At 57.0% G+C, this 24,077-nt stretch carries 17 protein-coding genes and 2 pseudogenes; 13 read left to right on the top strand and 6 right to left on the bottom strand.

Annotated elements, in window-relative coordinates; all coding sequences use genetic code 11:
* The 6 genes and pseudogenes from K334_RS14890 to ccsA form a co-directional block, all read left to right on the top strand.
* Positions 1-178: pseudogene (locus K334_RS14890) on the top strand (IS1380 family transposase); the annotation flags it as partial.
* Between the two features lie 12 nt (positions 179-190).
* Positions 191-409, top strand: a pseudogene (locus tag K334_RS15305) (hypothetical protein).
* The gene (nrfH, locus tag K334_RS0110915) at positions 391-996 is read left to right on the top strand and encodes a cytochrome c nitrite reductase small subunit (protein WP_025882297.1); all 606 of its coding nucleotides are present in this window, start codon (positions 391-393) and stop codon (positions 994-996) included. The pseudogene K334_RS15305 and the gene nrfH overlap by 19 nt, the downstream one beginning before the upstream one ends.
* Positions 997-1,066: 70 nt before the next feature.
* Positions 1,067-2,563, top strand: a complete 1,497-nt coding sequence (gene nrfA / locus K334_RS0110910; RefSeq protein ID WP_021590787.1) for an ammonia-forming cytochrome c nitrite reductase — start codon at positions 1,067-1,069, stop codon at positions 2,561-2,563.
* A gap of 55 nt (positions 2,564-2,618) precedes the next feature.
* Positions 2,619-3,905, top strand: a complete 1,287-nt coding sequence (locus K334_RS0110905) for a cytochrome c biogenesis ResB family protein (RefSeq protein ID WP_025882298.1) — start codon at positions 2,619-2,621, stop codon at positions 3,903-3,905.
* A gap of 4 nt (positions 3,906-3,909) precedes the next feature.
* The gene (gene ccsA, locus K334_RS0110900; RefSeq protein WP_027444959.1) at positions 3,910-4,692 is read left to right on the top strand and encodes a cytochrome c biogenesis protein CcsA; all 783 of its coding nucleotides are present in this window, start codon (positions 3,910-3,912) and stop codon (positions 4,690-4,692) included.
* A gap of 1 nt (position 4,693) precedes the next feature.
* On the opposite strand, the gene K334_RS0110895 is transcribed toward ccsA, so the two are convergent.
* A complete protein-coding gene (locus K334_RS0110895; RefSeq protein ID WP_025882301.1) occupies positions 4,694-5,923 on the bottom strand; it encodes a M16 family metallopeptidase in 1,230 nt (409 codons plus the stop codon).
* Between the two features lie 148 nt (positions 5,924-6,071).
* On the opposite strand from K334_RS0110895, the gene K334_RS0110890 reads away from it, so the two are divergent.
* Complete coding sequence (locus K334_RS0110890) at positions 6,072-7,004, top strand: carbohydrate kinase family protein (protein ID WP_025882302.1); 933 nt, start codon at positions 6,072-6,074, stop codon at positions 7,002-7,004.
* 46 nt (positions 7,005-7,050) lie between these two features.
* Here the strand turns inward: K334_RS0110890 and K334_RS0110885 are convergent, their stop codons facing one another.
* Positions 7,051-7,581 (bottom strand): LOG family protein, encoded by a 531-nt coding sequence (locus K334_RS0110885; protein ID WP_025882304.1) that lies wholly within the window; start codon positions 7,579-7,581, stop codon positions 7,051-7,053.
* A gap of 68 nt (positions 7,582-7,649) precedes the next feature.
* The gene (locus tag K334_RS0110880) at positions 7,650-9,542 is read right to left on the bottom strand and encodes a DEAD/DEAH box helicase (RefSeq protein WP_021590742.1); all 1,893 of its coding nucleotides are present in this window, start codon (positions 9,540-9,542) and stop codon (positions 7,650-7,652) included.
* A 1,142-nt stretch (positions 9,543-10,684) separates the two neighbouring features.
* Between K334_RS0110880 and K334_RS0110870 the strand changes: the two genes are divergently transcribed.
* The 4 genes from K334_RS0110870 (at position 10,685) to K334_RS0110855 (ending at position 17,011) form a co-directional block, all read left to right on the top strand.
* Positions 10,685-12,853 (top strand): GH92 family glycosyl hydrolase, encoded by a 2,169-nt coding sequence (locus K334_RS0110870; protein WP_081658089.1) that lies wholly within the window; start codon positions 10,685-10,687, stop codon positions 12,851-12,853.
* A 185-nt stretch (positions 12,854-13,038) separates the two neighbouring features.
* Entirely contained in the window at positions 13,039-14,523 is a 1,485-nt protein-coding gene (locus tag K334_RS0110865) for a glycoside hydrolase family 125 protein (protein WP_027444957.1), read from the top strand.
* A 113-nt stretch (positions 14,524-14,636) separates the two neighbouring features.
* Positions 14,637-15,902: an MFS transporter gene (locus K334_RS0110860; protein ID WP_027444956.1), complete on the top strand. Its 1,266-nt coding sequence runs from the start codon at positions 14,637-14,639 to the stop codon at positions 15,900-15,902.
* A 110-nt stretch (positions 15,903-16,012) separates the two neighbouring features.
* On the top strand, positions 16,013-17,011 hold the full coding sequence (locus K334_RS0110855; protein ID WP_027444955.1) for a glycoside hydrolase family 130 protein: 999 nt from the start codon (positions 16,013-16,015) through the stop codon (positions 17,009-17,011).
* Positions 17,012-17,301: 290 nt separating this feature from the next.
* On the opposite strand, the gene K334_RS15185 is transcribed toward K334_RS0110855, so the two are convergent.
* Positions 17,302-17,460 carry a hypothetical protein gene (locus K334_RS15185; protein WP_154655602.1) on the bottom strand — a complete coding sequence of 53 codons (159 nt, stop codon included), beginning with the start codon at positions 17,458-17,460 and terminating at the stop codon, positions 17,302-17,304.
* Between the two features lie 42 nt (positions 17,461-17,502).
* Between K334_RS15185 and K334_RS0110845 the strand changes: the two genes are divergently transcribed.
* Positions 17,503-19,749 carry a GH92 family glycosyl hydrolase gene (locus tag K334_RS0110845; protein WP_025881763.1) on the top strand — a complete coding sequence of 749 codons (2,247 nt, stop codon included), beginning with the start codon at positions 17,503-17,505 and terminating at the stop codon, positions 19,747-19,749.
* A gap of 460 nt (positions 19,750-20,209) precedes the next feature.
* Here K334_RS0110845 and K334_RS0110840 read toward each other — a convergent pair whose 3' ends face one another.
* Both K334_RS0110840 and K334_RS0110835 read right to left on the bottom strand, forming a co-directional pair.
* On the bottom strand, positions 20,210-21,556 hold the full coding sequence (locus K334_RS0110840; RefSeq protein WP_027444954.1) for an adenylyltransferase/cytidyltransferase family protein: 1,347 nt from the start codon (positions 21,554-21,556) through the stop codon (positions 20,210-20,212).
* A 126-nt stretch (positions 21,557-21,682) separates the two neighbouring features.
* On the bottom strand, positions 21,683-22,756 hold the full coding sequence (locus K334_RS0110835) for a pyridoxal-phosphate-dependent aminotransferase family protein (RefSeq protein ID WP_036890364.1): 1,074 nt from the start codon (positions 22,754-22,756) through the stop codon (positions 21,683-21,685).
* A gap of 95 nt (positions 22,757-22,851) precedes the next feature.
* Here K334_RS0110835 and K334_RS0110830 point away from each other — a divergent pair, with 95 nt between their 5' ends.
* Entirely contained in the window at positions 22,852-23,904 is a 1,053-nt protein-coding gene (locus K334_RS0110830; protein WP_027444952.1) for a CDP-glycerol glycerophosphotransferase family protein, read from the top strand.
* Positions 23,905-24,077 lie beyond the last annotated feature (173 nt).

Raw genomic sequence — 24,077 nt, 5'->3', positions numbered from 1 at the left:
TATTCAAAGACTTGACGTAAAGAAGTTCGGACTCAATGTAACAAGTCGCATAAAAGCGTTTGTCTTCAGGTTTATCTCTGTACCAGCCAAGTGGATCAAGACATCAAGGCGGTATGTGCTGAATATCTATACCTGTAATTATGCTTACGCAGATGTTTTCCAGACTGATTTTGGATAGTGCCTACAACTTATGGGAATGATATTGTGTATTGCCTCAAGTCACATTGTGGGGTAAGGGGATATTGTAGGCAGAAGTGGGTGCTTCAAGTTCAAATTATCTGCAAATTCAGTAATGAGAGGACGTGTAAACGCAATAAGAACCTTCAAGGGCTTAGTTGCGGATTTGAGGGTAAAGAACTATCTTTACCGCATTAAACGAATCATTAACCGATGGATTGGCACAAATTGACTGCGTGGAAAGACATATTCAGTTACCGTCAGAAAGTATTCCTCCTGGTTGCAGGAGGCGTGATTGTCGGGCTGACGTTTCTGTTTCTCTACCTACTGAGAATGCACACCTATATCGCCGGCGACGACCCCGCCGCCTGTGTCAACTGTCATATCATGACCCCTTACTATGCCACGTGGTCGCGGTCGTCGCACGGTCGCGACGCCACGTGCAACGACTGCCATGTGCCCAACGGCAACATCGTGGCCCACTACGGCTTCAAGGGAATCGACGGCATGAAGCATGTGGCCTATTTCGTCACCCGCGCCGAGCACCAGGCCATCCGCGCCGAGACGGCCAGTGCCGAAGTCATCATGGACAACTGCATCCGTTGCCACCGACAACTCAACACGGAGTTTGTCAAAACGGGCCGCATCGACTACATGCTGGCCAAGCGGGGCGAAGGAATGGCCTGCTGGGACTGCCACCGCAACGTGCCCCACGGCGGCATGAACGCCCTGACGAGCACGCCGAACGCCGAGAGCCAGGTGCCCATCCCGCCTTCGCCCGTGCCTCAATGGCTGCAAAAGATGATGGGAGGAAGATAGATGTCCATCATCACCCAACACCTTCACAACTTTCACCCATCACCCAAACAAAATCTAACACCTTAGAAATATGGCAAAGCAATTGAAGAAATGGCAAGGATGGCTCCTCTTCGGAGGTGCCATGGCCATCGTATTTGTCCTCGGACTCATCTGTTCCTCCCTGCTCGAACGTCGGGCAGAGGTCGTCAGCGTATTCAACAACAAGCGAACGATGTTCACCGACTCCATCGTCGCGCAGAACGAGAAGTTCGCCCAGGACTATCCGCGCGAGTATCAGACATGGGCCATGACGGAGGACACGACCTTCCAGAGCCGCTACAACGGCTCCAGCGTGAGAGACGTGTTGGCCATCAATCCCTACATCGTCATCAACTGGGCCGGCTATGCCTTCTCCCGTGAGTACAATACGCCCCGCGGCCACCGCCATTGCATCGAGGACTTACGGAAGATTCTGCGCACGGGCAATCCCGGAGTGGACGGCGCCGACGACATGCAACCCGGCACTTGCTGGACTTGCAAGGGCCCGGACGTGCCGCGTCTGATGCGTGAGAAAGGACTCAATGCCTACTATGGCGCCAAATGGAGTGACTGGGGAGCGGAGGTAATGAACTCCGTGGGGTGCTCGGACTGCCACGACGCCCGCACAATGGACCTGCGCCCGGCCCGTCCGGCTTTGTATGAAGCCTGGGCAAGAGCCGGCAAGGACGTGCGCAAGGCCAGCCATCAGGAGATGCGCTCACTGGTTTGCGCCCAGTGCCACACCGAATATTACTTTGAAAAGGAGAACCATCAGTATCTGAAATTCCCGCAAGACAAGGGTCTCACCTGCGAGAATGCCGAGGAATACTACGACAGTCTGGGCTTCTACGACTATATCCACCCGCTCTCACACGCCAAGATTCTGAAGGCGCAGCACCCGGGTTACGAAATGTTCAAGCAAGGGATTCATGGCCAGCGCGGCCTCTCTTGCGCCGATTGCCACATGCCTTACAAGCAAGAAGGGGGCGTGAAGTTCACCGATCACCACATCATGAGCCCGTTGGCCAACATCGACCGCACGTGTCAGACCTGCCACCGGCAAGACGCGGAGACGCTCCGACAGAATGTTTACGAGCGTCAGAAGAAGGTTTACGACCTTGCCATGCGCACGGAAGAGGAACTGGGCAAGGCTCATCTCTACGCCGAATTTGCCTGGAAGCATGGCGCCGCCGAGCCGCAGATGCAGAAAGCACTCGTCGATATCCGCAAAAGTCAGTGGCGTTGGGACTACGCCTTGGCCAGCCACGGTGCCGCTTTCCACGCTCCGCAGGAAGTGATGCGCCTCTTGGCAGACGCCATGGAGTTTGCAAAAGACGCCCAGGTGGAGTGCACCCGCGTCGCTGCGCAGCACGGATGGACCAAGGAGATTCCGCTGCCGGACGTCTCCACCAAGGAGAAAGCCCAACGCTACATCGGCCTTGACCCTGCCAAGATGGAGAAACAGAAGCACCAATTCATGGATTCCGTCGTACCCAAGTGGATCGAACAGGCCCGAAAGAACAAGAGATTCATTACGAAACCGATGTAAGATGATGGGTGGTAGGTGACATCACCTACCACCACACCCAACCCCAACACCTAATATGTGGACCAAACCCTGGAACTATCGGGAGGGAACAGCCATCGCCTTGGGACTCATCACCGTGGGTCTCATGCTGCAATACAGCGTAGGCCCGCTCGAATGGAAGATATTTAGATGGCCGGCCAATATCATTGTGCTGGCCGTTTTCGTATTGTTTGTCGTCACGGCCTATGCCTTGCGCAAACGAGTATATGCCTTTCGCTTCATGACGAGCACGCATGCTGCCGTCCCGGCCTTGGCTTCCACCGCTCTGCTCACCGTCATCATGGGCCTGACAAGGCAGGTGGCGGAAGGCAAACCGGCTGCCGATCCGCTCGGATTGAGCCGAATGCTCAACTTCTGGCCATTCATCCTTGCCTACGTTTGGACGACGTTCATCGTGGGTGAGGTCACCATCCACCAGCTGGCACACCTCAACAAGAAAGCCATACCGTCGCTCATCAGCCACGCGGGACTCTTCCTCGTGCTCACGACAGCCACCCTCGGCTCGGCCGACATGCAGCGTGCGAAGATGTATTGCGAACTGGGCAAGCCCGAATGGCGCGTCCTCGACGAGCGGCAGGACGTGAAAGAACTGCCGTTGGCCATCCAACTCAACCGCTTTACCATCGACGAATACCCGCCGAAGCTCATGGTCATCGACGACAAGGGACTGCCGCAGCCCGCGAAGAAACCCGCCCACATCCTGATAGACAAGGCTTTCAAGGGCGCAAGGCTGCTCGACTGGGACATCCGCGTCGTGAAACGTGTCGACAATGCCATACCCGAAATGATGGCGAAGATGGTCGGCAACATGCCCGCCGCAATGGTGGGGCGCATGCGTATGGACTCTTTGGGACAGGCATTGAACAAAGGTGGCTACATTCCTTTCGAGGGAAAAGGCGCCCAGTGCGCCCTCCTCGTGCAGGCCACGAAGGCCGGCAAGACCACCAAAGGATGGGTGACATGCGGCAGTTACCAGTTTCCCTACCAGGGATTGAGGCTCGACAGCCACCATACCGTCGTCATGCCCAACCGCGAACCTGCGCGTTTCGCCTCGGATGTGACCATTTTCACAAAGGAAGGACAGAGCGCCGACGCAACCATTGAGGTGAACAAGCCGTTCACGATAGCCGGCTGGAAGGTCTATCAACTCAGCTACAACGAGCAGATGGGCAAGTGGAGCAACCTCAGTGTCTTCGAACTGGTGCGCGATCCCTGGCTTCCGGCCGTCTATTTCGGCATCTACATGATTCTGGTTGGCGCCGTCCTGATGTTCATTCAAGCTGCTGCAAACAAGCAAAACTAACCTTATGAATTGGAATTATTTCATCTTCTTCGCCATCATATCCCTGCTTTTCTGGGTCACGGGCGCATGGGCCGGCTGGAAAAACAGAAAGACGACGGCCCTTGCAGCCACCGGCTGCGGCCTGCTTGTGTTCTTCGCGTTCATCGTTCTGATGTGGATCTCGCTCGAACGGCCACCCTTGCGCACGATGGGCGAAACCCGTCTGTGGTACAGTTTCTTCCTCCCGCTGGCCGGAATCATCGTCTACAGCCGCTGGCGCTACAAGTGGATACTGTCGTTCTCCACCCTCTTGTCGGCCGTTTTCATCGGTATCAACCTCTTCAAGCCCGAGATTCACAACAAGACGCTCATGCCCGCGCTGCAAAGTCCATGGTTCGCGCCGCACGTCATCGTCTACATGTTCGCCTACGCATTGCTTGGCGCCGCCTTCGTCATGGCCGTCTATCTCTTGTTTTCCAAGAAGAAATACGCCGAAGAGCTGGACATCTGCGACAATCTGGTGTATGTAGGCTGGGCATTCCTCACCATCGGCATGCTCTTCGGTGCCCTGTGGGCCAAAGAAGCGTGGGGAACTTACTGGTCTTGGGACCCCAAAGAGACCTGGGCGGCAGCCACATGGCTGGCCTATCTGGTGTATATCCACTATCGACTCCGTCGCCGTTCGGCCGCCGACGTGGCCCTGTGGATTCTCATCGTCAACTTCCTGCTGCTGCAAATGTGCTGGTGGGGAATCAACTACCTGCCTTCGTCACAGGGCACCAGCGTCCATACGTATAATTTGAGTTGACTTATTGATAGACCAGCGTCGTGAGTCGGTCGGGCGCCATCAGCTCCCTTGCCACCTGCTGAATGCCTTCGGGCGTGATGGCCTCTATGTTTCGGAAGAGCGTGGAGATGTCTTTCTCCCAGCCATAGTGCAGGAAACTCTTGCCGAAATCAAGGGCGAAGCTCTCCCGATTGTCGCAAGCCACGCCGATCTGGCCCTTCAACTGCTTCTTCGCCTTGGCCAGTTGAACGGCCGAAAGCGGCTTTTCCATCACCTTGTCGAGTTCCCGCCGGACGAGCCGCATGCAGCGTTTCACGTCGTGCGGGTCGCAACCGAAGTAGATGGCCCACAGTCCTGTGTCGCTATAGCTCACCATCGTGCTCTCCACCGTGTAGACCAAGCCGTGTCGTTCTCGCAGCGACAGGTTGAGCCGGGCGTTCATTCCCGGGCCACCCAGCATGTTGTTGAGCAGGTAAAGGCTCATGCGGCGGTCGTCGTGGATGTCGTAGGCGCGACAGCCCAGCATGACATGGGCCTGATGGGTGTTGCGGTTGACGGTGAGGGAAGACGGCGGATTGGAGGCGAAAGGCCCGTTGGGCGCAACGGACGCATGGGGCACATGGGGCGTTTCGGGCCAGTCGGCGCGCTGCAATTGTCGGACAATTTTCTTGAAATCGACGTCGCCCGCAATGAAGAAGACGGCGTTGTCGGGCCGATAATGGCGGCGGGTGAAGCGTTGCGCGTCGACCGTCGTGAAGCGCCTGACGTTGTCCGCCGTGCCGAGAATGTTATGGCCCAAGGGATGACCCTCGAAAATCATGTTTTCAAACTCGTCGAAGATCAGTTCCGACGGGCTGTCGTTGTAGCTTTCAATCTCGTCGCAGACCACTTCCACCTCCTTGTCAAGCTCGTGTTGCGGATAGACGGAGTGGAAAACGATGTCGGTCAGCAGGTCGACGGCGCGCGACGCATGCTCCTTGAGGATGGCGGCGTAGTATACCGTGTCCTCCTTCGTGGTGAAAGCGTTGAGGTCGCCGCCCACGCTTTCCAGCCCGTTGAGCACGTGCCAGGCCTTGCGGCGGCTCGTTCCCTTGAAGGTGGTGTGCTCGCAGAAGTGGGCCAGGCCCTCCTCGCCCGGCTTTTCGTCGCGGGTTCCGGCGTTGATCTGGTAGCCGCAATAGACTATGGGCGAACTGTCGGGGCGATGGATGACACGCAGCCCGTTGTCGAGGGTAAACGTTTGATATGCCATAATGGCTGCAAAGATAACCCATTTTCACAAGAAATCTTTCGCCGCAAGGGCGAAATATATGCCCGGTCGCGGCCCGTATTCCAAATAATTACGGTACTTTTGCGACGGCGAAAGCCTTTTTTCCACCATTCAACATCCATCGACAATCATGCGAAAAGTAATCGGAATCGGCGAGACTACGCTCGACATCATCTTCAAGAACGGGCAACCCATCAGCGCGGTGCCCGGCGGTTCGGTGTTCAACGCCATCATTTCGCTGGGCAGGGCCGGCCTGGACACCACCTTCATCGCCGAGACCGGCAACGACAGGGTAGGCCGTTTCATCATCGATTTCCTGAAGGACAACGGCGTCAATGCCGACAACATCAACGTGTTTCCCGACAGCAAGTCGCCCATTTCCCTGGCTTTTCTCGACGAAGAGAACAACGCCGACTACCTGTTCTACAAGGACCATCCGCACGATCAGCTTGACTTTGTCTTTCCGGAGGTCAACCCCGACGACATCGTCGTGTTCGGTTCGTTCTTCGCCGTCAACCCCGTGGTGCGCCCGCAGGTGGCGGGTTTCCTGGAACACGCCCGCGAACGCGGTGCCATCCTCTACTACGACGTCAACTACCGTGCGTCCCACAAGGCCGAAATCATGAAGATCACGCCCAACCTGATAGAGAATCTGGAGTATGCCGACATCGTCAGGGGCAGCAGCGACGACTTTTCCATCCTCTACCGAATGCCCGAAGCCCAGCGTGTCTACGCCTCCGAAATCAGCTTCTACTGCAAGAAGTTCATCTGCACGGACGGCGCCAACCCCATCGAAGTACGGGCCGAGAACGGTTTCGGCAAAGCTTACGACGTGCCGAAGAACGACCGTGTGGTGAGCACCATCGGCGCGGGCGACAGCTTCAACGCGGGTTTCATCTACGGACTGGTCAAGAACGACATCACGAAAGCCGACATCCGCCATGGCTTGAGCGAAGCGCAGTGGGACCGTTGCATCGCCAGCGGCCTGCGGTTCTCGGCCGAAAGCTGCAAGGACATCTACAATTACATCTCGAAGGAGTATGGCGCGGGGTTGGAAAAATGAGGCGTCAGGTGCCGGATTAGGGTGATATAAAAGGAAAAAAGCTGGCTCAGGCCAGCTTTTCTTGTAGTTCGGAGAGCGTAGAGACAGGCTCGATGCAGTCGCGCCAGTCGCCCCGCGTCATGCCCCGTCGGGCCAGGTCGTCGAGCGCAGCCGTCAGCGCGTCGTAGAAACCACCGATGTTGAGCAGATAGAGCTTCTTCCGATGATAGCCGATGCTGTGCGACGCCGCCACGGTGAATATCTCGTCGAGCGTGCCTATGCCCCCGGGCAGAGCCACGAAGACGTCGCTGCGCTCCATGATGATTTGCTTGCGGTCGGTCAAGTCCTCGCAGGCGATGTCGACGCTGACGGCGTCCGACACCCTGTCCGCCTTCTCCACGATTCGCGGCACCACGCCGACGGTCGTGCCGCCGTGGTCGTGCGCGGCGCGGCCGACGGCTTCCATCAGTCCCAGGTTGCACCCGCCATAGACGAGCGTGTGGCCGTTCTCGGCCATCCAGCGGCCCAACTCCTCGGCGGCACGGAAGTATGCCGCGTCAATCCGGTTGTTGGCCGAACAAAATACACCTATGTTCATACGCTGAAATGTTGCAAGGCATGAAACCACCGATGGGTTTCATGCCTCGTATAAGACTTGTTTCCGCTTTATTTCTGTTTGGGTTTGCGACGTGCCCAGCCCTCTTCGCTGAAGTCGGGCTCCTCGCCCTTGAGCTTCATCGGCTGGCCGCCGATGAGCGAACGCCAGTCGGTCTGGTCTTCAAAGTCGTCCTTCCGGCGGCTGCTCCGCTTGGTTTCGCGCTGACGGCGACCCTCCGCGGGCCTGCCACCACGCCGCTCCGCCGTGCGGCCGCCGCGTCCTTCGCTCCTGCCGCCACGGCCCTGACGACCGCGGCCGCCCTCGTCGGCGTCGTTGCAGCGCACCTCGCGGCCCTTGTATTCCAGCCCGTTGAGGGCCCTCATCACCTTCTGGGCGTCCTGTTCGGGCACTTCGATGTAGGAGAACTTCTGCAACAGGTCGATGTGGCCCACCTCCTGGCGGCCCTGTACGTTCCTGTTGAGGAACTGCATGATTTCGCCCGGATAGAAACCGTCGGTCTTTCCCAGGTTGATGAACAGCCGTCGATAGCCTGCCTCGGCCCCGCGCTTGCGGCGTCCGCCCGACGCGCGGCCCTCGCCGCGGCTTCCCGAGCCTTCACCCCTGCGACCGCTGACCGGCTTTTCGATGACCGGCGCGTGCTTGTAGTAGTTGAGGAACTTGCCGAAAGTCACCGTCACCATCTTCTTGATGATGTCTTCCTTGTCGATATACTCGAACTGGCGCATGATCTCGGGCATGTACTGCTCGATCTGTTCCTCATCCACGTCGGTCTTCATGATGTCGTCCATCACCTTGTAGAGCTGCTTCTTGCAGATTTCTTCCGGCTTGGGCAGCTCGCCGTCGACGAACTCCTTGCCGATCTGCTTCTCGATTTGGCGCACCTTGAACTTCTCTTTGGTGTGGATGATGGATATCGACGTGCCCTTCTTTCCGGCTCTTCCGGTGCGGCCCGAGCGGTGGGTGTAGCTCTCGATGTCGTCGGGCAGGCCGTAGTTGATGACGTGTGTCAGGTCGTCTACGTCGAGTCCGCGCGCAGCCACGTCGGTGGCGACGAGGAACTGCACCGTGTGCTTGCGGAACTTCTGCATCGTCAGGTCGCGCTGTTGCTGACTAAGGTCGCCATGCAAGGCCTCGGCGTTGTAGCCGTCCTTGATGAGTTTGTCGGCAATCTCCTGCGTTTCGATCTTCGTGCGGCAGAAGATGATGGCGAAAATGTGCGGATAGAAGTCGACGACGCGCTTCAACGCCAGGTACTTGTCCCTGGAATGCACCATATAATAGATGTGGTTCACGTGCTCCGCGCCCTCGTTGCGCGAGCCGACGACAATCTCCTTGTAGTCGTGCAGGTAGTTTTTGGCGATGCGTTCCACCTCTTTGCTCATCGTGGCGGAGAAGAGCAGCGTGTTGTGGTCGTCCGGCAACTGCTCGAAAATGGCGTTGATACTCTCCGAAAAGCCCATGTTGAGCATTTCGTCGGCCTCGTCGAGCACGATGTTGTTCACGTTGTCGAGCAACGCCACGCCCCTGTTGATGAGGTCGACAAGGCGTCCCGGCGTAGCCACGATGATCTGGACGCCGTGGCGCAGCGTGCGTATCTGGCTGCCGATGTCGGTTCCGCCGTACACGGCCGCCACGTGCATGCCGCTGATGTACTTGGCAAACGCATTGAGGTCGTCGCATATCTGCAGGCAAAGCTCACGCGTGGGGCTGAGGATGACGGCCTGCGTCACGCGGTTGTCGGCCACGGTCTTCTGCAACACGGGCAGTCCGTAGGCCGCCGTCTTGCCCGTACCGGTCTGTGCCAGTGCGATGACGTCGTTCTTGTTGCCGAGCAAATACGGGATTACTGCTTCCTGGACGGGCATGGGATGCTCGAATCCAAGTTCTTCGATGGCGCGGCGAATGGTCTCGCTGACGCCCAATTCTTCAAATGTCTTCAAATTGATGATGTAAATAAAGCTGGAAGGAATACAGCCCTCCCAGCCATATCATTTGGGCATGAAGACCTTCCAATTGTGAATAAAAGGGTCACGGACAATGCGCCGTGACGTTAAAATCGCTGCAAAGGTATGCTTTTTATGATGACCGCCAAGCCTTTCGCCCATCAATTTATTCTTTTTTAAGACTTATTCCCTTTGACATAAGGACATGAGGGCATGTCTTTCTTGCTTTGGATTTAAAGACATAAAGACATAAGGACATATTCTCAGGCTGCAATGACAAAGACATAAGGGCCGCAAGCGGCCGAGAAAGACATAAGATGAAGGCGAAACAACTTATAAAGGTAAAAAGGTAAAAAAATAAAAAGGTAAAAAGGACAATGCCAAAGGGCTGTGATGGGAACGCAAAAGACCAGCTTTCGCAAAACCAAAGGCCTGCTTTTAGCTTGTAAAAAGATGGCTTTTGCAGGCCGAAAAGGCTGCTTTTGAAAAGCCGACGTCGCCCGTTTTCCAAAGACTTGTCCGCTCGCAAGGTCTGCCACGGCCCGTCCAAAGAGAGGGAACATTACACGTACAAGGGCAAATACGATTGGCGTGCGCATTGATTTGAAAGCGCGCTTTCCAAAAACGCCATGGTTTAAATGTAAAAAGACCAAGACCTTCGGCCTAGCTCCCCACCACCCAAGCTTAGGCAGGGTAGCTCGTTTCGCTCGCAACTCCGCCCTCTAAAAAGACCAACCGCCAAGGCGGTAGTGCGCACAATACATGCTGTTGCATGCACAATGCACCATGGCTATGCTCCCATGAACCGACCTGACACAGTTTACTTTACACGCTCGTTAGGCACTCCCCTTGAATGTGAAATGTGAAGTGAGCAATGTAAAGTGTGATATGTGAAGCATTCAGCTGTCTTTTGCCTATTTCCATCCGTCAGGTAAGCCCTCCCTATGTGGGGAGGGGTTGGGAGAGGCCACTTCTCCCCCCTCCCTTTGGAGGGTTTGGGAGAGGCTGCTGGGATAGGTTGTTGGCCGTCGGAGAGCCTTTTTAAGCTTATTTGTGACATGTATCTCCATGAATATCTACTTTTTATGCGTATCTTTGCATGGCTTACTATCAAGATATATCAACAGAACCTAAACCTCATGATGATTCGAAAGATTAAATCATTCTTATTCGCAGCAACATTTTCGTCGCTGACAATGGCCGCCATGGCCGCCGGCGACGCAGTGCGTTATGTCAATCCGATGATCGGGTCGGGCGGCCACGGCCACGTGTTCGTGGGTGCCAACGTGCCTTTCGGCTACGTGCAGCTGGGCCCCACGCAGACGACCCGCGGCTGGGACTGGTGCTCGGGCTACCACTACAGCGACTCGCTGCTCGTGGGCTTCGGCCATCAGCACCTCAGCGGCACGGGTATCGGCGACCTGGGCGACGTGGCCATCGTGCCGATGGCCTGCAAGTGCCAGAAGGAACTGAAGTTTTCGCATGCTTCCGAGACTGTTCGACCGGGCTATTATGCCGTGAAACTGCAACGTCCCAACGTGTTCGTTGAGCTGACGGCCACCAAGCGTGCGGGTTTCCATCGCTATACGTTCGGTGCCAACATGAAGAAAGCATTTGTAGCCATCAACCTGAATCAAGGTATCGGTTGGGATAAGATGACCAATTGTAAGTATAATCAGGAGGGAACTACCATCGTTACAGGCCATCGCATGTCGACAGGATGGGCTAAGGATCAAAGAACTTTCTTCGTAGCGGAGTTCTCTAAACCCGTGACGATGGAAAAGAAGAGCAACGACAGCGTTGCTATTTTCTCGTTCGACAATAGCGACGGCAAGCCATTGATGGTGAGAGTGGGCATGTCGGCCGTCAGCGTAGACAACGCACGGCAGAACCTCCGGGCCGAAATCAAAGACTGGAACTTCAACGGCGTGGTGGCGCAAGCCGAACAGGCATGGGCCGATGCCTTGGGTAAGATTGAGGTATCGACCACGGACAAGCGCTTGAAAACCATTTTCTACACGGCACTCTATCACACGATGACCGCTCCGTCGGTATTCAACGATGTCAACGGCGAGTATCGTGGAGCTGACGGTAAGGTATATAAGGGTGACTTTACGAACTATACCACTTTCTCGTTGTGGGACACTTATCGTACCGCACAGCCGCTTATGTCGCTCATTCATCGCGATATCCTGCCCGATATTGCCACTACTTTCATCAATATTTATCGTCAACAGGGCAAGCTTCCCGTATGGCATCTGATGGGAAATGAGACCGATTGCATGATAGGAAACCCGGGAGTCATTGTGCTGGGCGACCTTGTGTTGAAGGGATATGTGAAAGACCGTGAGGCAGCGTTCGAAGCCATGAAGCAGTCGGCTATGCTCGACGAGCGTGGTATGAACTCGTTGAAGAAGAATGGCTACGTGGCTTACAACGAAGATCCTACTTCTGAGACCGTGGCCAAGACGCTGGAATACGCCATTGCCGACGCCGCCATCGCCAAGGTGGCCAAGCTGCTGGGCAAGAAAGGCGACTATGCCTACTTCCTGAAGCGCAGTCAGTCGTATAAAAAGCTCTTCGATACCGAAACACAGTTTATGCGTGGTCTGAGTTCGGACGGCAAATTCCGTGTGCCTTTCAATCCTTTCCATGCCGTACACCGGCAGGACGACTACACCGAGGGCAACGCCTGGCAGTACACGTGGCTCGTGCCGCACGACGTGCATGGGCTGGTGAACCTCTTCCCGAGCGAGAGCAGTTTCGTCAACAAGCTCGATTCGCTCTTCATCGTCGAGGGTGACCTGGGCGAGGACGCGTCGCCCGACATCTCGGGACTCATCGGACAGTATGCGCACGGCAACGAACCGAGTCACCATATATTATATATGTACAACTACGTGGGCCAGCCCTGGAAGGCAGCCCGGCTGTTGCGCCGCACGATGGACGAGATGTACACCGACCGGTTCGACGGCCTGAGCGGCAACGAGGACGTGGGCCAGATGTCGGCTTGGTACATCATGTCGGCCATGGGCTTGTATCAGGTCGACCCGTCAGGCAGCCGTCTCGTCTTCGGAAGCCCCATCCTCGACGAGGCCAAGCTCAATGTGGGCGACGGCAAGACCTTCCGCATCGTGGCCAAGAACAACGGCAAGGACAACCTCTACATACAGAGCGTCAGGCTGAACGGCAAGAACTATACGAAGTCGTACATCGAATACGCCGACGTCATCAAGGGCGGCACGCTCGAATTCACCATGGGCGCGCAGCCGTCGAAGTTCGGCACGGCGAAGAAGGACAGGCCGTGAGTGGTGTTGTGGGGTTGTTGAGATGACGGGGTGACGAGATGACGGGATGACGGGATGACAGGATGACAGGATGAATAGTTTGTCAGTCTGCGTGATAGACAAAGTAATCATTCATCCCGTCATCCTCACACCCCAACAACCCCAACAACCCAACACCCCAACACCCTCACCTAAAAACAACAACGATGAAAAACCATACAACCCATCTTGCGGCGGCAGGTATCGGCCTGTTGCTGCTGGCCATGCCCGGCAAGGTCGCGGCACAGGCCAACCATACGCAGAAGGAATTCGGCAAGGAATACATCGACGCCATCGCCGTGAGCACACCCTACGTGTCGAAACGGCCGGCCGAAGCCGACCGGTTGTTTCGCTCGGAGGTGATCGAGAAGTACATCAAGGACATGAAGAAGAAGCTCAAGGACACGCCCTACCTGGCCTGGATGTTCGAAAACTGCTATCCCAACACCCTCGACACCACCGTCCACTACACCGAAGACGAGCAGGGCGAGCCCGACACCTTCGTCTACACGGGCGACATCCACGCCATGTGGGGCCGTGATTCGGGAGCGCAGGTCTATCCCTACGTGAAGTTCGCGTCGAAGGACAAGCACCTGAAACGCATGCTCGCAGGCGTCATCCGCCGCCAGTTCAAGAACATCGTGTTCGACCCCTACGCCAACGCCTTCAACCGTTATCCCGACGCCAAGGGCTACTGGATGACCGACGACACCGACATGAAACCCGAACTGCACGAGCGCAAGTATGAAATCGACTCGCTCTGCTATCCCATCCGGCTGGCTTACGAGTACTGGAAGGAGACAGGCGACACGAGCATCTTCGGCGACCTGTGGCTCCAGACCATCGAAAGCGTGCTCCGCACCTTCAAGGAACAGCAGCGCAAGGACGGCCTCGGGCCCTACCATTTCACCCGTGTGACCGACCGACAGCTCGACACCGTGTGCAACCGCGGCTGGGGAGCGCCCTGCAAACCGGTGGGCCTCATCGCCTCGGTGTTCCGTCCTTCCGACGACGCCACGACCTATCTCTTCCTCGTTCCGTCGAATTTCATGGCCGTGACGAGCCTGCGGAAGTCGGCCGAGATTCTCACCGCCGTCAACCACCGTGCCGACCTGGCCGACCAATGCACCGCGTTGGCCGACGAAGTGCATGCCGCCCTGATGAAATATGCCATCCATCAGCACCCCAAGTACGGCCCCATCTACGCCTTCGAGGTGGACGGCTTCGGCAACCAGCTCATCATGGACGACGCCAACGTGCCCAGTCTGCTGGCCATGCCCTATCTGGGTGACGTCGATGTCAACGACCCCATCTATCAGAACACCCGCCGTTTCGTGTGGAGCGAGGACAATCCTTACTTCTTCCGTGGCAAGGCGGGCGAGGGAATCGGCGGCCCCCACGTGGGACTCGACATGCCCTGGCCCATGAGTATCATGATGCGGGCCTTCACGTCGCAGGACGACAACGAGATCAAGGAGTGCATCCAAATGCTCATGAACACCGACGCGGGCACGGGCGTGATTCACGAATCGTTCCACAAGGACGACGCCAACAACTACACCCGCCCCTGGTTCGCCTGGCAGAACACCCTCTTCGGCGAACTCATCGCGAAGCTCGTGAGCGAAGGTAAAGTTTTAAAAGTAAAAAAGTAAAAAGGTAAAAGGAGAAAGAGAAACAAGAAAAGTAAAGCAAGAAAGGAAAAAGCAAGAAAGCCCTCTTGGCCTTTTTACTTTTTCACCCTTTTACCTTTTTACCATTCAAAGCTATGTCATTCAAAAACAACCCTTCCCCCGTAGCGTGGGTGCCCACGCTCTATTTCGCCATGGGAATGCCCTTTGTGGTGCTCAACATGGTATGTACACTGATGTATAAAGGCATGGGCGTGAGCGACAGCCAGATTGCTTTCTGGACCAGTCTCATCATGCTTCCGTGGACGCTGAAGCCCCTCTGGAGCCCGTTCCTCGAAATGTACAAGACCAAGAAGTTCTTCGTGGTGCTGACGCAGTTGCTCTCGGGCGTGATGTTCGCCCTCGTGGCGTTCGCCCTCAACCTGCCTTCGTTCTTCGCGGTGACCATCGCCATGCTGGCCGTCATCGCCCTCAGCGGAGCCACCCACGACATCGCGGCCGACGGAACCTACATGAGCGTGCTCTCCAACGAGGAGCAAGCGAAGTGGATTGGCTGGCAAGGCGCCTTCTACAACATCGCCAAGATTGCCGCCACAGGTGGCCTGGTGTATCTCGCCGGCACCTTCATCGACGCCTTCGGAGTCACCCGCGCCTGGGCAATCATCATGCTCATCATCGCCGTCATCATGCTTCTGGTAGGCGCCTACCACTTCTTCATCCTGCCCTGCGCCGACAAACCGGCCCAGGAGGGCAAGACGTTGCGCGAGTCGCTGCGCGAACTGTGGGGCGTGTTTGTGGACTTCTTCCACAAGAAACACATCGTCTACTATCTCTTCTTCATCATCCTCTACCGCTTTGCGGAGGGCTTCGTGATGAAGATCGTGCCCCTTTTCCTCAAGGCGCCACGCGCCGAACAGGGGCTGGGGCTGAGCGAACAGGAAATCGGACTGCTCTACGGCACCTTCGGCGCGGCCGCCTTCGTCCTGGGAAGCATCCTGGCGGGCTACTACATCGCCCATCGTGGGCTGAAGAAGAGCCTCTTCTCGCTGGCGTTGGTGTTCAACCTGCCCTTCGTCGCCTACACGTTGCTGGCCCTCTACCAGCCCGAGAGCCTCGTGCTCATCGGCAGCGGTATCGTGCTGGAGTACTTCGGCTACGGCTTCGGCTTCGTCGGTCTGACGCTGTTCATGATGCAGCAGATTGCGCCGGGCAAGCACCAGATGAGCCACTACGCCTTCGCCTCGGGTATCATGAACCTCGGTGTCATGCTCCCGGGCATGGTCAGCGGTCTGGCGAGCGACCTCTTGGGCTATCGCCACTTCTTCGTCTTCGTGCTCATCTGCACCATCCCAGCCCTGCTCATCACATGGTTCGTACCGTTCACGTATGAGGACAAGAGGTGATGGGTTGATGGGGTGTTGAGTTGATGGGATGAATAGTTTGCTTTTCATTCCTCACTTCACATTCCACATTCCACATTCCACATTCTACATTTCACATTCAAAAAATACTTATGACCAAACTGATTATCTCGGGCAATCCGTTGCCCAACATGCCTTGGGAAGAGCGTCCCGAAGGCGAAAGAAACGTAATGTGGCGCTGCTCCGCGAACCCCATCATTCCGCGCGACCTGCTGCCGACGAGCAACAGTATCTTCAACAGTGCCGTGGTGCCGTTCGGCGAAGGCTATGCCGGCGTGTTCCGCTGCGACGACACCAACCGCCGCATGGTGCTCCACGTGGGCTTCAGCAAGAACGGCGTGGACTGGAACATCAACGAGGAACCGCTGCGCTTCGAGTGCGACAACGCCGAAATCGGGCAGTGGGTGTACGGCTACGACCCGCGCGTGTGCTTCATCGAAGACCGCTACTACGTGACCTGGTGCAACGGCTACTACGGTCCGACCATCGGCATTGCCTGGACCAAGGACTTCAAGACGTTCCACCAGCTCGAAAACGCCTTCCTGCCCTACAACCGCAACGGCGTGCTCTTCCCCAAGAAGATCAACGGCAACTTCGCCATGATGTCGCGCCCGTCCGACACGGGCCACACGCCTTTCGGCGACATCTTCTACAGCGAAAGCCCCGACATGGAGTTCTGGGGTCGCCATCGCCACGTGATGAGCCCTGCTGCCTTCGAGGTAAGCGCATGGCAGTGCATGAAGATCGGCGCCGGCCCCGTACCCGTGGAGACCAGCGAAGGCTGGCTGCTCTTCTACCACGGCGTGCTGCGCTCCTGCAACGGCTACGTCTACAGCTTCGGCTCGGCCCTGCTCGACCTCGAACAGCCCTGGAAGCCCATCTATCGCTCCGGCCCCTACCTCATTTCGCCGCAGAAGCAGTATGAGCTGACGGGCGACGTGCCCAACGTCTGCTTCCCCTGCGCCGAGGTTCACGACCCCGAGAGCGGCCGCATCGCCGTCTACTACGGTTGCGCCGACACCGTGACGGGCCTCGCCTTCGGCTATATCCCCGAAATCATCGAGTGGACGCGGAAGAACAGTATCATCTAAAAATGATATTGCGCGAAGAGCGATAGATATATCCTTTATATCCATCCCCAAAGAACATAAGGTTTACAACGAGGAGAAAGTCCAGTTGTAAACCTTATGCTTTATAGTCATTCATCCGTTATTGAAAAAAATGCCACGGCTCACAAAAGATGAATGACCTCACGGCAATCCCTTCTTTTTGTAAAACCGCTCTCTTTTCCTTTTCCATTGATAGAACCAACAACTTCCGTCAAGCTTTTTCTTAAACCAAAATCGGCTCATGGGATGATTCGAGATGAAGATTTGCAGGCTCAATGCACCACGACCATCGCCCCATGAGCCGATTCGAGATGAAGATTTGCAGGCGCAATGCCAATGGCGATTTGGGTTAAAAATACTAAGAAAGGGATGGTCTTTGCGCGCTTTTGGCCCATTTCTTTGAAAAAATCATTACTTTTGCTTGCATTCAAGCTTGTAAAACATTTAATACATCTCTTTTTAAATCCTTCTCTATGAAGCTTTCCAATCTTTTCCTTTCCCTTTCACTATTCCTCTCGCTGCCCGCCGCGGCCCAGCAGCCTGTCGACTACGTGGACCCGTTCATCGGCACCACCAACTTCAGCGTGTGCAATCCCGGTGCGGTGCTGCCCCACGGCCTGATGTCGGTGGTGCCGTTCAACGTGATGGGCTCCGACCTGAACCAATACGACAAGGACGGACGCTGGTGGTCGGCTCCCTACGAGTATCATAACAAGTTTTTCACCGGTTTTGCTCATGTTACGATGAGTGGCGTGGGCTGTCCCGAACTGGGTTCGTTGCTCACGATGGCCACCACAGGGCCGCTCGACGTGGACTATCACAACTATGGTTCGGAGTATCAGGACGAAAAAGCTACGCCCGGTTACTATGCTCTGACGCTGAAGAAATACGGCGTTCGGGCCGAAACATCGGCTACCCTGCGCTCGGGTATTGAGCGATATACCTTCCCGAAGGGCCGCGCCAACATTCTGCTCAACGTGGGAGATGGGCTCAGCAACGAATCGGGGGGAATGGTGAAGCGGGTGAGCGACACCGAAATAGAGGGCTACCGACTGCTCGGAACCTTCTGTTACAACGCCCAAGCGGTATTTCCTATCTACTTCGTCATGCGGGTGAGCAAGCGTCCGCAGACCACGGGTTACTGGAAAAAGCAACCGAAGTTTACGGGTGTAAAGAGCCAGTGGGACAAGGATAACGGCCGCTACAAACTCTATGAGAACTACAACCGCGAGCTGGCGGGCAACGAGGTGGGTTATTACTTCAGCTATGACTGCCGCGAAGGCGAACAAATTGAGGTGCGCATGGGCGTATCGTTCGTGTCGATGGCCAACGCCCGCGAGAATCTCGACGCCGAACAGCAGGGACTTTCCTTTGCCGACATCCGGCAGAAGGCCCGCGATACGTGGGAGAAAACGCTGAGCCGCGTCACCGTAGAGGGTGGAACGGAGGCTCAGAAGCGCGTGTTCTACACGGCATTGTACCACAGTCAGCTACACCCGAACATCTTGCAGGACGTGAACGGACAGTATCCCGAAATGGAAAACGGCCGCACGGGGCACACCAAGGGCAACCGCTACACGGTGTTCTCGCTCTGGGACACGTATCGCAACGTGGGTCAGCTCGAAACATTGCTCTATCCCGACCGCCAACTCGATATGGTGCGCTCGATGGTCGACATGTATAAGGAATGGGGATGGATGCCGAAATGGGAACTCTTCGGTCGCGAAACGTGGACGATGGAGGGCGATCCGGCCATTCCGTTCATTACCGACACGTATCTGAAAGGCCTCCGCGACTTCGACATCAACACCGCCTACGAGGCTTTCACACGCTCGGCCAATCTGCCCGGCAAGGATAATAAGATGCGACCCGACAACGACCCGTATCTCGCCAAGGGCTATGTGCCGATGGGTGTGTACGCGGCCGACGAGTCGGGTGACAACAGTGTGTCGCACGCGCTGGAATATTACATTGCCGACTATGCGCTTGGACGCCTCGCCCATGCCCTCGATAAGACGGCGGACGCCAAGAAATACTACGCCCGTTCGTTGGGTTACAAAAACTATTACAGCAAGGAGACGGGCACGCTGCGCCCCTTGATGAAGGACGGCAGTTTCCTCAAGCCGTTCGATCCCGAAGCGGGGGCCGACTTCTCCAACGCGCCGGGCTTCCACGAGGGGTCTGCCTGGAACTACACCTTCTACGTGCCGCACGACGTGAAGGGACTGGCACGCCTGATGGGCGGCGACCGCAAGTTTGTGGACAAGCTGCAGATGGTGTTCGACAAGGGACTCTACGACCCGGCCAACGAACCCGATATCGCTTATCCTTACCTCTTCAGCTACTTCAAAGGCGAGGAATGGCGCACACAGAAGGAAGTGAGTCGCCTCTTGGCCAAATACTTTACCGACAAGCCCGACGGCATTCCGGGCAACGACGACTGCGGTACGATGTCGGCCTGGGCCATCTTCTCGATGATGGGTCTTTATCCCGACTGCCCCGGTTCGCCCCATTACACGCTGACCACGCCTACCTTCGACCGGGTGACTTTGCATCTCGACAAGCGCTATTATCCACAGGGCGACCTTGTAATCGAGGCCCGTCGCTCGGCTCCCGACCGCTCTATCATCAAGAAAATGACTTTGGGTGGCAAGCCGCTCAAGAGCTATCGCGTCAATCACGACGAACTGGTCAAGGGGAGGAGGCTGGTGATAGAATGAAGCCTCCCCCGACCCAACCCAACAACCCAACAGCCTCCCCCGACCCCTCCAAAGGGAGGGGAGTGCCTAACGAGCGTGTAAAGTAAACTCTCGACACAGTTGAAATTACACTACCTCTCACTTTTCATTTCTCATTTCACATTCCACACTTCACATTGCACATTTCTCATTTCACATTGCTCACTTCCCACTTCCCCAAAGCTATCCCATTGAATGCCAAGAGCAGGCCTTTCATCGTGTGAAAGGCCTGCTCTTGCCGTCTAATATGCCCTCTTTTTCAATCCAATGGGCACTCTTCTTGAATGTGAAATGTGAAGTGTGCAATGTGAAGTGTGGAATGTGAAGTGAGAAGTGTGCTATGTGAAGCCTTCAACTTTCTTTTGCCTGTTTCCATCCGTTAGGTACTCCCCTCCCTTTGGAGGGGTCGGGGGAGGCCGCTGGGCTGTTGGTCGGGGTAGGTCTATATCTCCACCCTGTCCCTTCCCTCCTCGAAGTCGGCGATGGTGCCGACGATGGCTTCCGACACGGCGGGCGACACGTAGCTCACGGGCCGACCTGTCTGTATGGAGCGCAGGAAGGAGACGAGTTCGTAGCGCAGGCCCTCGCCGTCGAGCTGGTAGAAGTAGCGCTTGTTGTCGGCCGGGTCTTCGTAGCGCACCTCGAAGTAGTCGGTCTTCCACCACGGCGCCGGCACGTAGATGTAGCCCTTGGTGCCCGAGATGACCAGTTCGCCCTCGCTCTTGACGCCCCGTCCCACCTTCATCGAGGCCACGGCGTGCGGGTAGACGAACGAAATCTTGGTGAAGAGGTCGAAGTCGGGATTGTCTTCGGCCAGGTGCGTGGCGATGGTCTTCGCGCTGTAGTCCGTCCCCAAGAGCTGGTAGATGGGCAGCAGGGCCGTCGGCCCCCAGGCGCAAATGCTGTTCCACTCGGGCAGCAGCTTGTCGCCCAGCCTGTAGGCGTCGAAGTTGAAGAGGCTGGTGCAGGTGGCGTCCACCGAATAGATGTCGCCGATGATGCCGCTCTTGGCCAGCAGCCGCAGCCGGTAGTAGGCCAGCGAGTAGGCCGTCTTGATACTGTCCATGAGCACCAGTCCCTGCCGGCGCGCGATGTCGGTCAGCTCCCGCCACTGCTCCACGCGCATGGCGATGGGCGACTCGCAGAGGATGTGCTTGCCCCGGAGCAGCGCCTGCTTGATTTGGTCGTAGTGCAACCGCGGTTCGGAGATGATGTAGAGGGCGTCGCTCTTCTCCATGAGCGCGTCGAAGGACAGCGTGGCCTTGGAGAGCAGCCGCAGCTTGTCGGGCAGACAGCTGTCGTTGATGGTGTAGACGCCGCCGATTTCCATGCCGTTGACGAAGCCGCTCTCGTGTGCTATCTTGCCCAGGATGGGCGACTCGCCCACCAGGCCGAGGCGCAGGGACCGCTTCTCGGCACGTATCTCGGTGCTCGAAACGCCTTCGGTGCGCTCCAGGTAGACCACCTGGCAGTATTCCCGCAGGTAGTCGAACTTGCCTTTCCAGTCGGAACCGACGGTGAAGATGTCCACGTTGTAGCGTCGGATGTCGTCGATTTTCTGTCCTTCGTATTCCTCGATGATGATTTCGTCGGCCAGTCCGGTGGCCCTGACGGCCTCGACGCGTTCCATCAGCGTCTGCTGCACGTTGATTTTGCCGCGTTCGCGGTCGAAGGTGTCGGCCGTGACGCCTACGATGAGGTGGTCGCCCAGGGCCTTGGCGCGCTTGAGCAGCCGGATGTGGCCGTAGTGAAGCAGGTCGTAGGTGCCGTAAGTGATGACTTTGATCATGGTTGTGGGGTTGGGGTTGTGGGGTTGTTGAGTTGATAGGGTGGGGGGATGAATGGTTACTTTGTCTATCACGCAGACTGACAAACTATTCATCCCCCCACCCTCACAACCCAACAACCCCAAAAATCAAAGCACTGCGGAAAGCGCTTCGACCAATGTTGTATTGTCTTCGGGCGTCAGCGCGCCGAGATGTCCCACGCGGAACACCTTTTCGGCCATGTCGCCGCCATTGGGGCAAATCCATATCCCGTATTCGTCCTTCAGCTTCAGGAAGATGTCATAGGCCGAACCGTGGAGCGGATGCAGCGGCGTCACGGCGTTGGAAAGACTTTCGGAGACGATTTCCAGAGGGAGGCCCTTGATCTTCTGTCGGAAGTCGGCAGCCAGCCGCGCGACCCGTTCGTTCTCCTTCTCCACGCCGCCGGCCCGCTCTATCTCTTTCAGCCGCGCGTGAATCTGGCGCAACGTGCCCACGGCGGGGGTGAAGGGCGTCTGCCCGCGCTCGCCGTTCTTCAGGGCGTCGCGCAGGTTCAGATACATCGTGCGGCACTCGCTGGCGTTGGCGCGCGCGACGGCACGGGGCGCCATCACGACGACCGATATGCCCGGAGGACATGCCAGGGCCTTCTGCGAACCCGTGATCATGACGTCCACGCCGAGCGCGGCCATGTCGAAGGGGTCTGCCAGGAACGAACTGATGGAGTCGACGGCCAGGAAAAGGCCGTTGCGGCGGCAGAAATCGCTGATCAATTGGATGTCGTAGAGCACGCCCGTAGACGTCTCGTCCAGGTTGACGAGGAAGCCCGTGTAGTCCTGTCCCTCATAGGGAGCCAGCTGCTCGGACCGCAACTGCCGCCCCATCTCCAGCTTGATTTCGGCGAAGGGAACGCGGTGGATGTCCAGGAGCTGTACGAAGCGGTGGCCGAAGCTGCCGCCGTTGACGACGATCACCTTGTCGCGGTCGGAAAAAAGATTCATCACGACGGCCTCCATCGAAGCCGTCCCCGACCCTGTGATGAACACGGCGCGCGAGCCTTGCGGGGCCTTGACGAAGCGCAGCATGAGCCGCTCGTTCTCCAGCATGGTCTCTGAGAACTCCGCCGTGCGGAAGTAGGGCACCTGCTGGCCCCCCACGGCCCTCACCGCGTCGCTCGACATGACCGGGCCGACCGTGAAATTCAACATATTGTCTAATGTCATGATAACGAACAATGGTTTATCATCTACAAAGATAGCACGTTTCTTTTGATAAGCCATGGGAAAAACGTATCTTTGCGCAAAATAGCAATGAATTCATGCGAATCGTCCTGTTCTGTGAAAACAAATACGCCATCGACATCCTGAAGCCCATTCAGGACGAGGCCGACCGCGAAGGTGGCAACGAAGTGCTGTGGTATGTGCATCAAAAGAAGATTCCCGACTTCCCGCTGCGGGCCGAAGTGCGGTGGACGGGCCTGATGCAGGAGGTCTACGACTTCGGTCCCGAGGCCATCTTCGTGCCCGGCAACATCGTGCCCTACTATCTGCCGGGCGTCAAGATTCAGGTGTTCCACGGCTACGCGGCCGAAAAGAAGGACCATTGGGTCATCCGCCGCTACTTCGACACCTACTTCACGCAAGGCCCCTATTTCACCAGCCACTTCGAAGAGCTGGCCCGCCGCTACGGCGATTTCGAGGTGTTGGAGACCGGTTGGCCGCGCCAGGACTGGATATTCCGCCATCGCCACGACTACGACGACGAGCGCAGGCGGCTGCTCCTGTCGAGCGGCAAGGAGCGGATCGTCCTCTACGCGCCCACCTTCTCGCCCAAGCTGACGTCGTTGCCGCGCGTCAAGCAGGCCCTCGTCAGCCTGACCCGGGAGCGTAGCGTGCAGCTGCTCATCAAGCTCCACCCCCTGACGCGCCCCGAATGGGTGGAGGAATACCGCCGGCTGGCCCGCGAGCACGACGCCGTCACCTTCGTCGAAGATTTCAGTCTGTCGAAATACACGCTCATGGCCGACATGATGGTGAGCGACACTTCGTCCACCGTCTACGAGATGTTGCTGCTCGACAAGCCCGTCGTGACGCTCGACACCATCGCCCGCGACATCTACTGGAAGGACATCCACCGTCCCGAAGAGCTCACGGAGGCCTACGACAGCGTCTTCACCGACGACGACCTGCGACGCCGACGCCGGTGGATCGTCGCCAACTACGACCCCCATCTCGACGGACAGGTGGCCCACCGCATGCTCGAAGGGGCACGCGACTACATCCGCCGTCATGGCGTGCCCCGCCGCCGACGCCTCAACCTCTGGCGAAAGTACACCGGCATCAAGACTTTCGGCAGGATAAAAACCGACTGACGAGGGCTGTCCGCCCGGGCGGAAGGCGTGGACAAGTCCGACGGAGCCGACTTTCCAAACTGCTGTAAACAAGTCATTTACAACAAACCAACGTAGTAATCAAGTAGTCCTTTTTTATGTAGAAGTAGACGAATCGTAGGCTTTTAGTTGCAAGAAGACCCGTTTGGAGGATA

The sequence above is a fragment of the Segatella baroniae DSM 16972 = JCM 13447 genome, from assembly GCF_000426585.1.
GTDB lineage: Bacteria > Bacteroidota > Bacteroidia > Bacteroidales > Bacteroidaceae > Prevotella > Prevotella baroniae.
Note: the sequence above shows the minus strand (reverse complement) of the source record. Positions and strands in the feature narration are given on the sequence as shown.

What these genes read in the sequence shown, in the direction of transcription:
- nrfH (WP_025882297.1), top strand. Translation starts at nt 391, where the DNA reads ATGGATTGGCACAAATTGACTGCGTGGAAAGACATATTCAGTTACCGT.
- nrfA (WP_021590787.1), top strand. Translation starts at nt 1,067, where the DNA reads ATGGCAAAGCAATTGAAGAAATGGCAAGGATGGCTCCTCTTCGGAGGT.
- K334_RS0110905 (WP_025882298.1), top strand. Translation starts at nt 2,619, where the DNA reads ATGTGGACCAAACCCTGGAACTATCGGGAGGGAACAGCCATCGCCTTG.
- ccsA (WP_027444959.1), top strand. Translation starts at nt 3,910, where the DNA reads ATGAATTGGAATTATTTCATCTTCTTCGCCATCATATCCCTGCTTTTC.
- K334_RS0110895 (WP_025882301.1), bottom strand. Translation starts at nt 5,923, where the DNA reads ATGGCATATCAAACGTTTACCCTCGACAACGGGCTGCGTGTCATCCAT.
- K334_RS0110890 (WP_025882302.1), top strand. Translation starts at nt 6,072, where the DNA reads ATGCGAAAAGTAATCGGAATCGGCGAGACTACGCTCGACATCATCTTC.
- K334_RS0110885 (WP_025882304.1), bottom strand. Translation starts at nt 7,581, where the DNA reads ATGAACATAGGTGTATTTTGTTCGGCCAACAACCGGATTGACGCGGCA.
- K334_RS0110870 (WP_081658089.1), top strand. Translation starts at nt 10,685, where the DNA reads ATGATGATTCGAAAGATTAAATCATTCTTATTCGCAGCAACATTTTCG.
- K334_RS0110865 (WP_027444957.1), top strand. Translation starts at nt 13,039, where the DNA reads ATGAAAAACCATACAACCCATCTTGCGGCGGCAGGTATCGGCCTGTTG.
- K334_RS0110860 (WP_027444956.1), top strand. Translation starts at nt 14,637, where the DNA reads ATGTCATTCAAAAACAACCCTTCCCCCGTAGCGTGGGTGCCCACGCTC.
- K334_RS0110855 (WP_027444955.1), top strand. Translation starts at nt 16,013, where the DNA reads ATGACCAAACTGATTATCTCGGGCAATCCGTTGCCCAACATGCCTTGG.
- K334_RS0110845 (WP_025881763.1), top strand. Translation starts at nt 17,503, where the DNA reads ATGAAGCTTTCCAATCTTTTCCTTTCCCTTTCACTATTCCTCTCGCTG.
- K334_RS0110840 (WP_027444954.1), bottom strand. Translation starts at nt 21,556, where the DNA reads ATGATCAAAGTCATCACTTACGGCACCTACGACCTGCTTCACTACGGC.
- K334_RS0110835 (WP_036890364.1), bottom strand. Translation starts at nt 22,756, where the DNA reads ATGACATTAGACAATATGTTGAATTTCACGGTCGGCCCGGTCATGTCG.
- K334_RS0110830 (WP_027444952.1), top strand. Translation starts at nt 22,852, where the DNA reads ATGCGAATCGTCCTGTTCTGTGAAAACAAATACGCCATCGACATCCTG.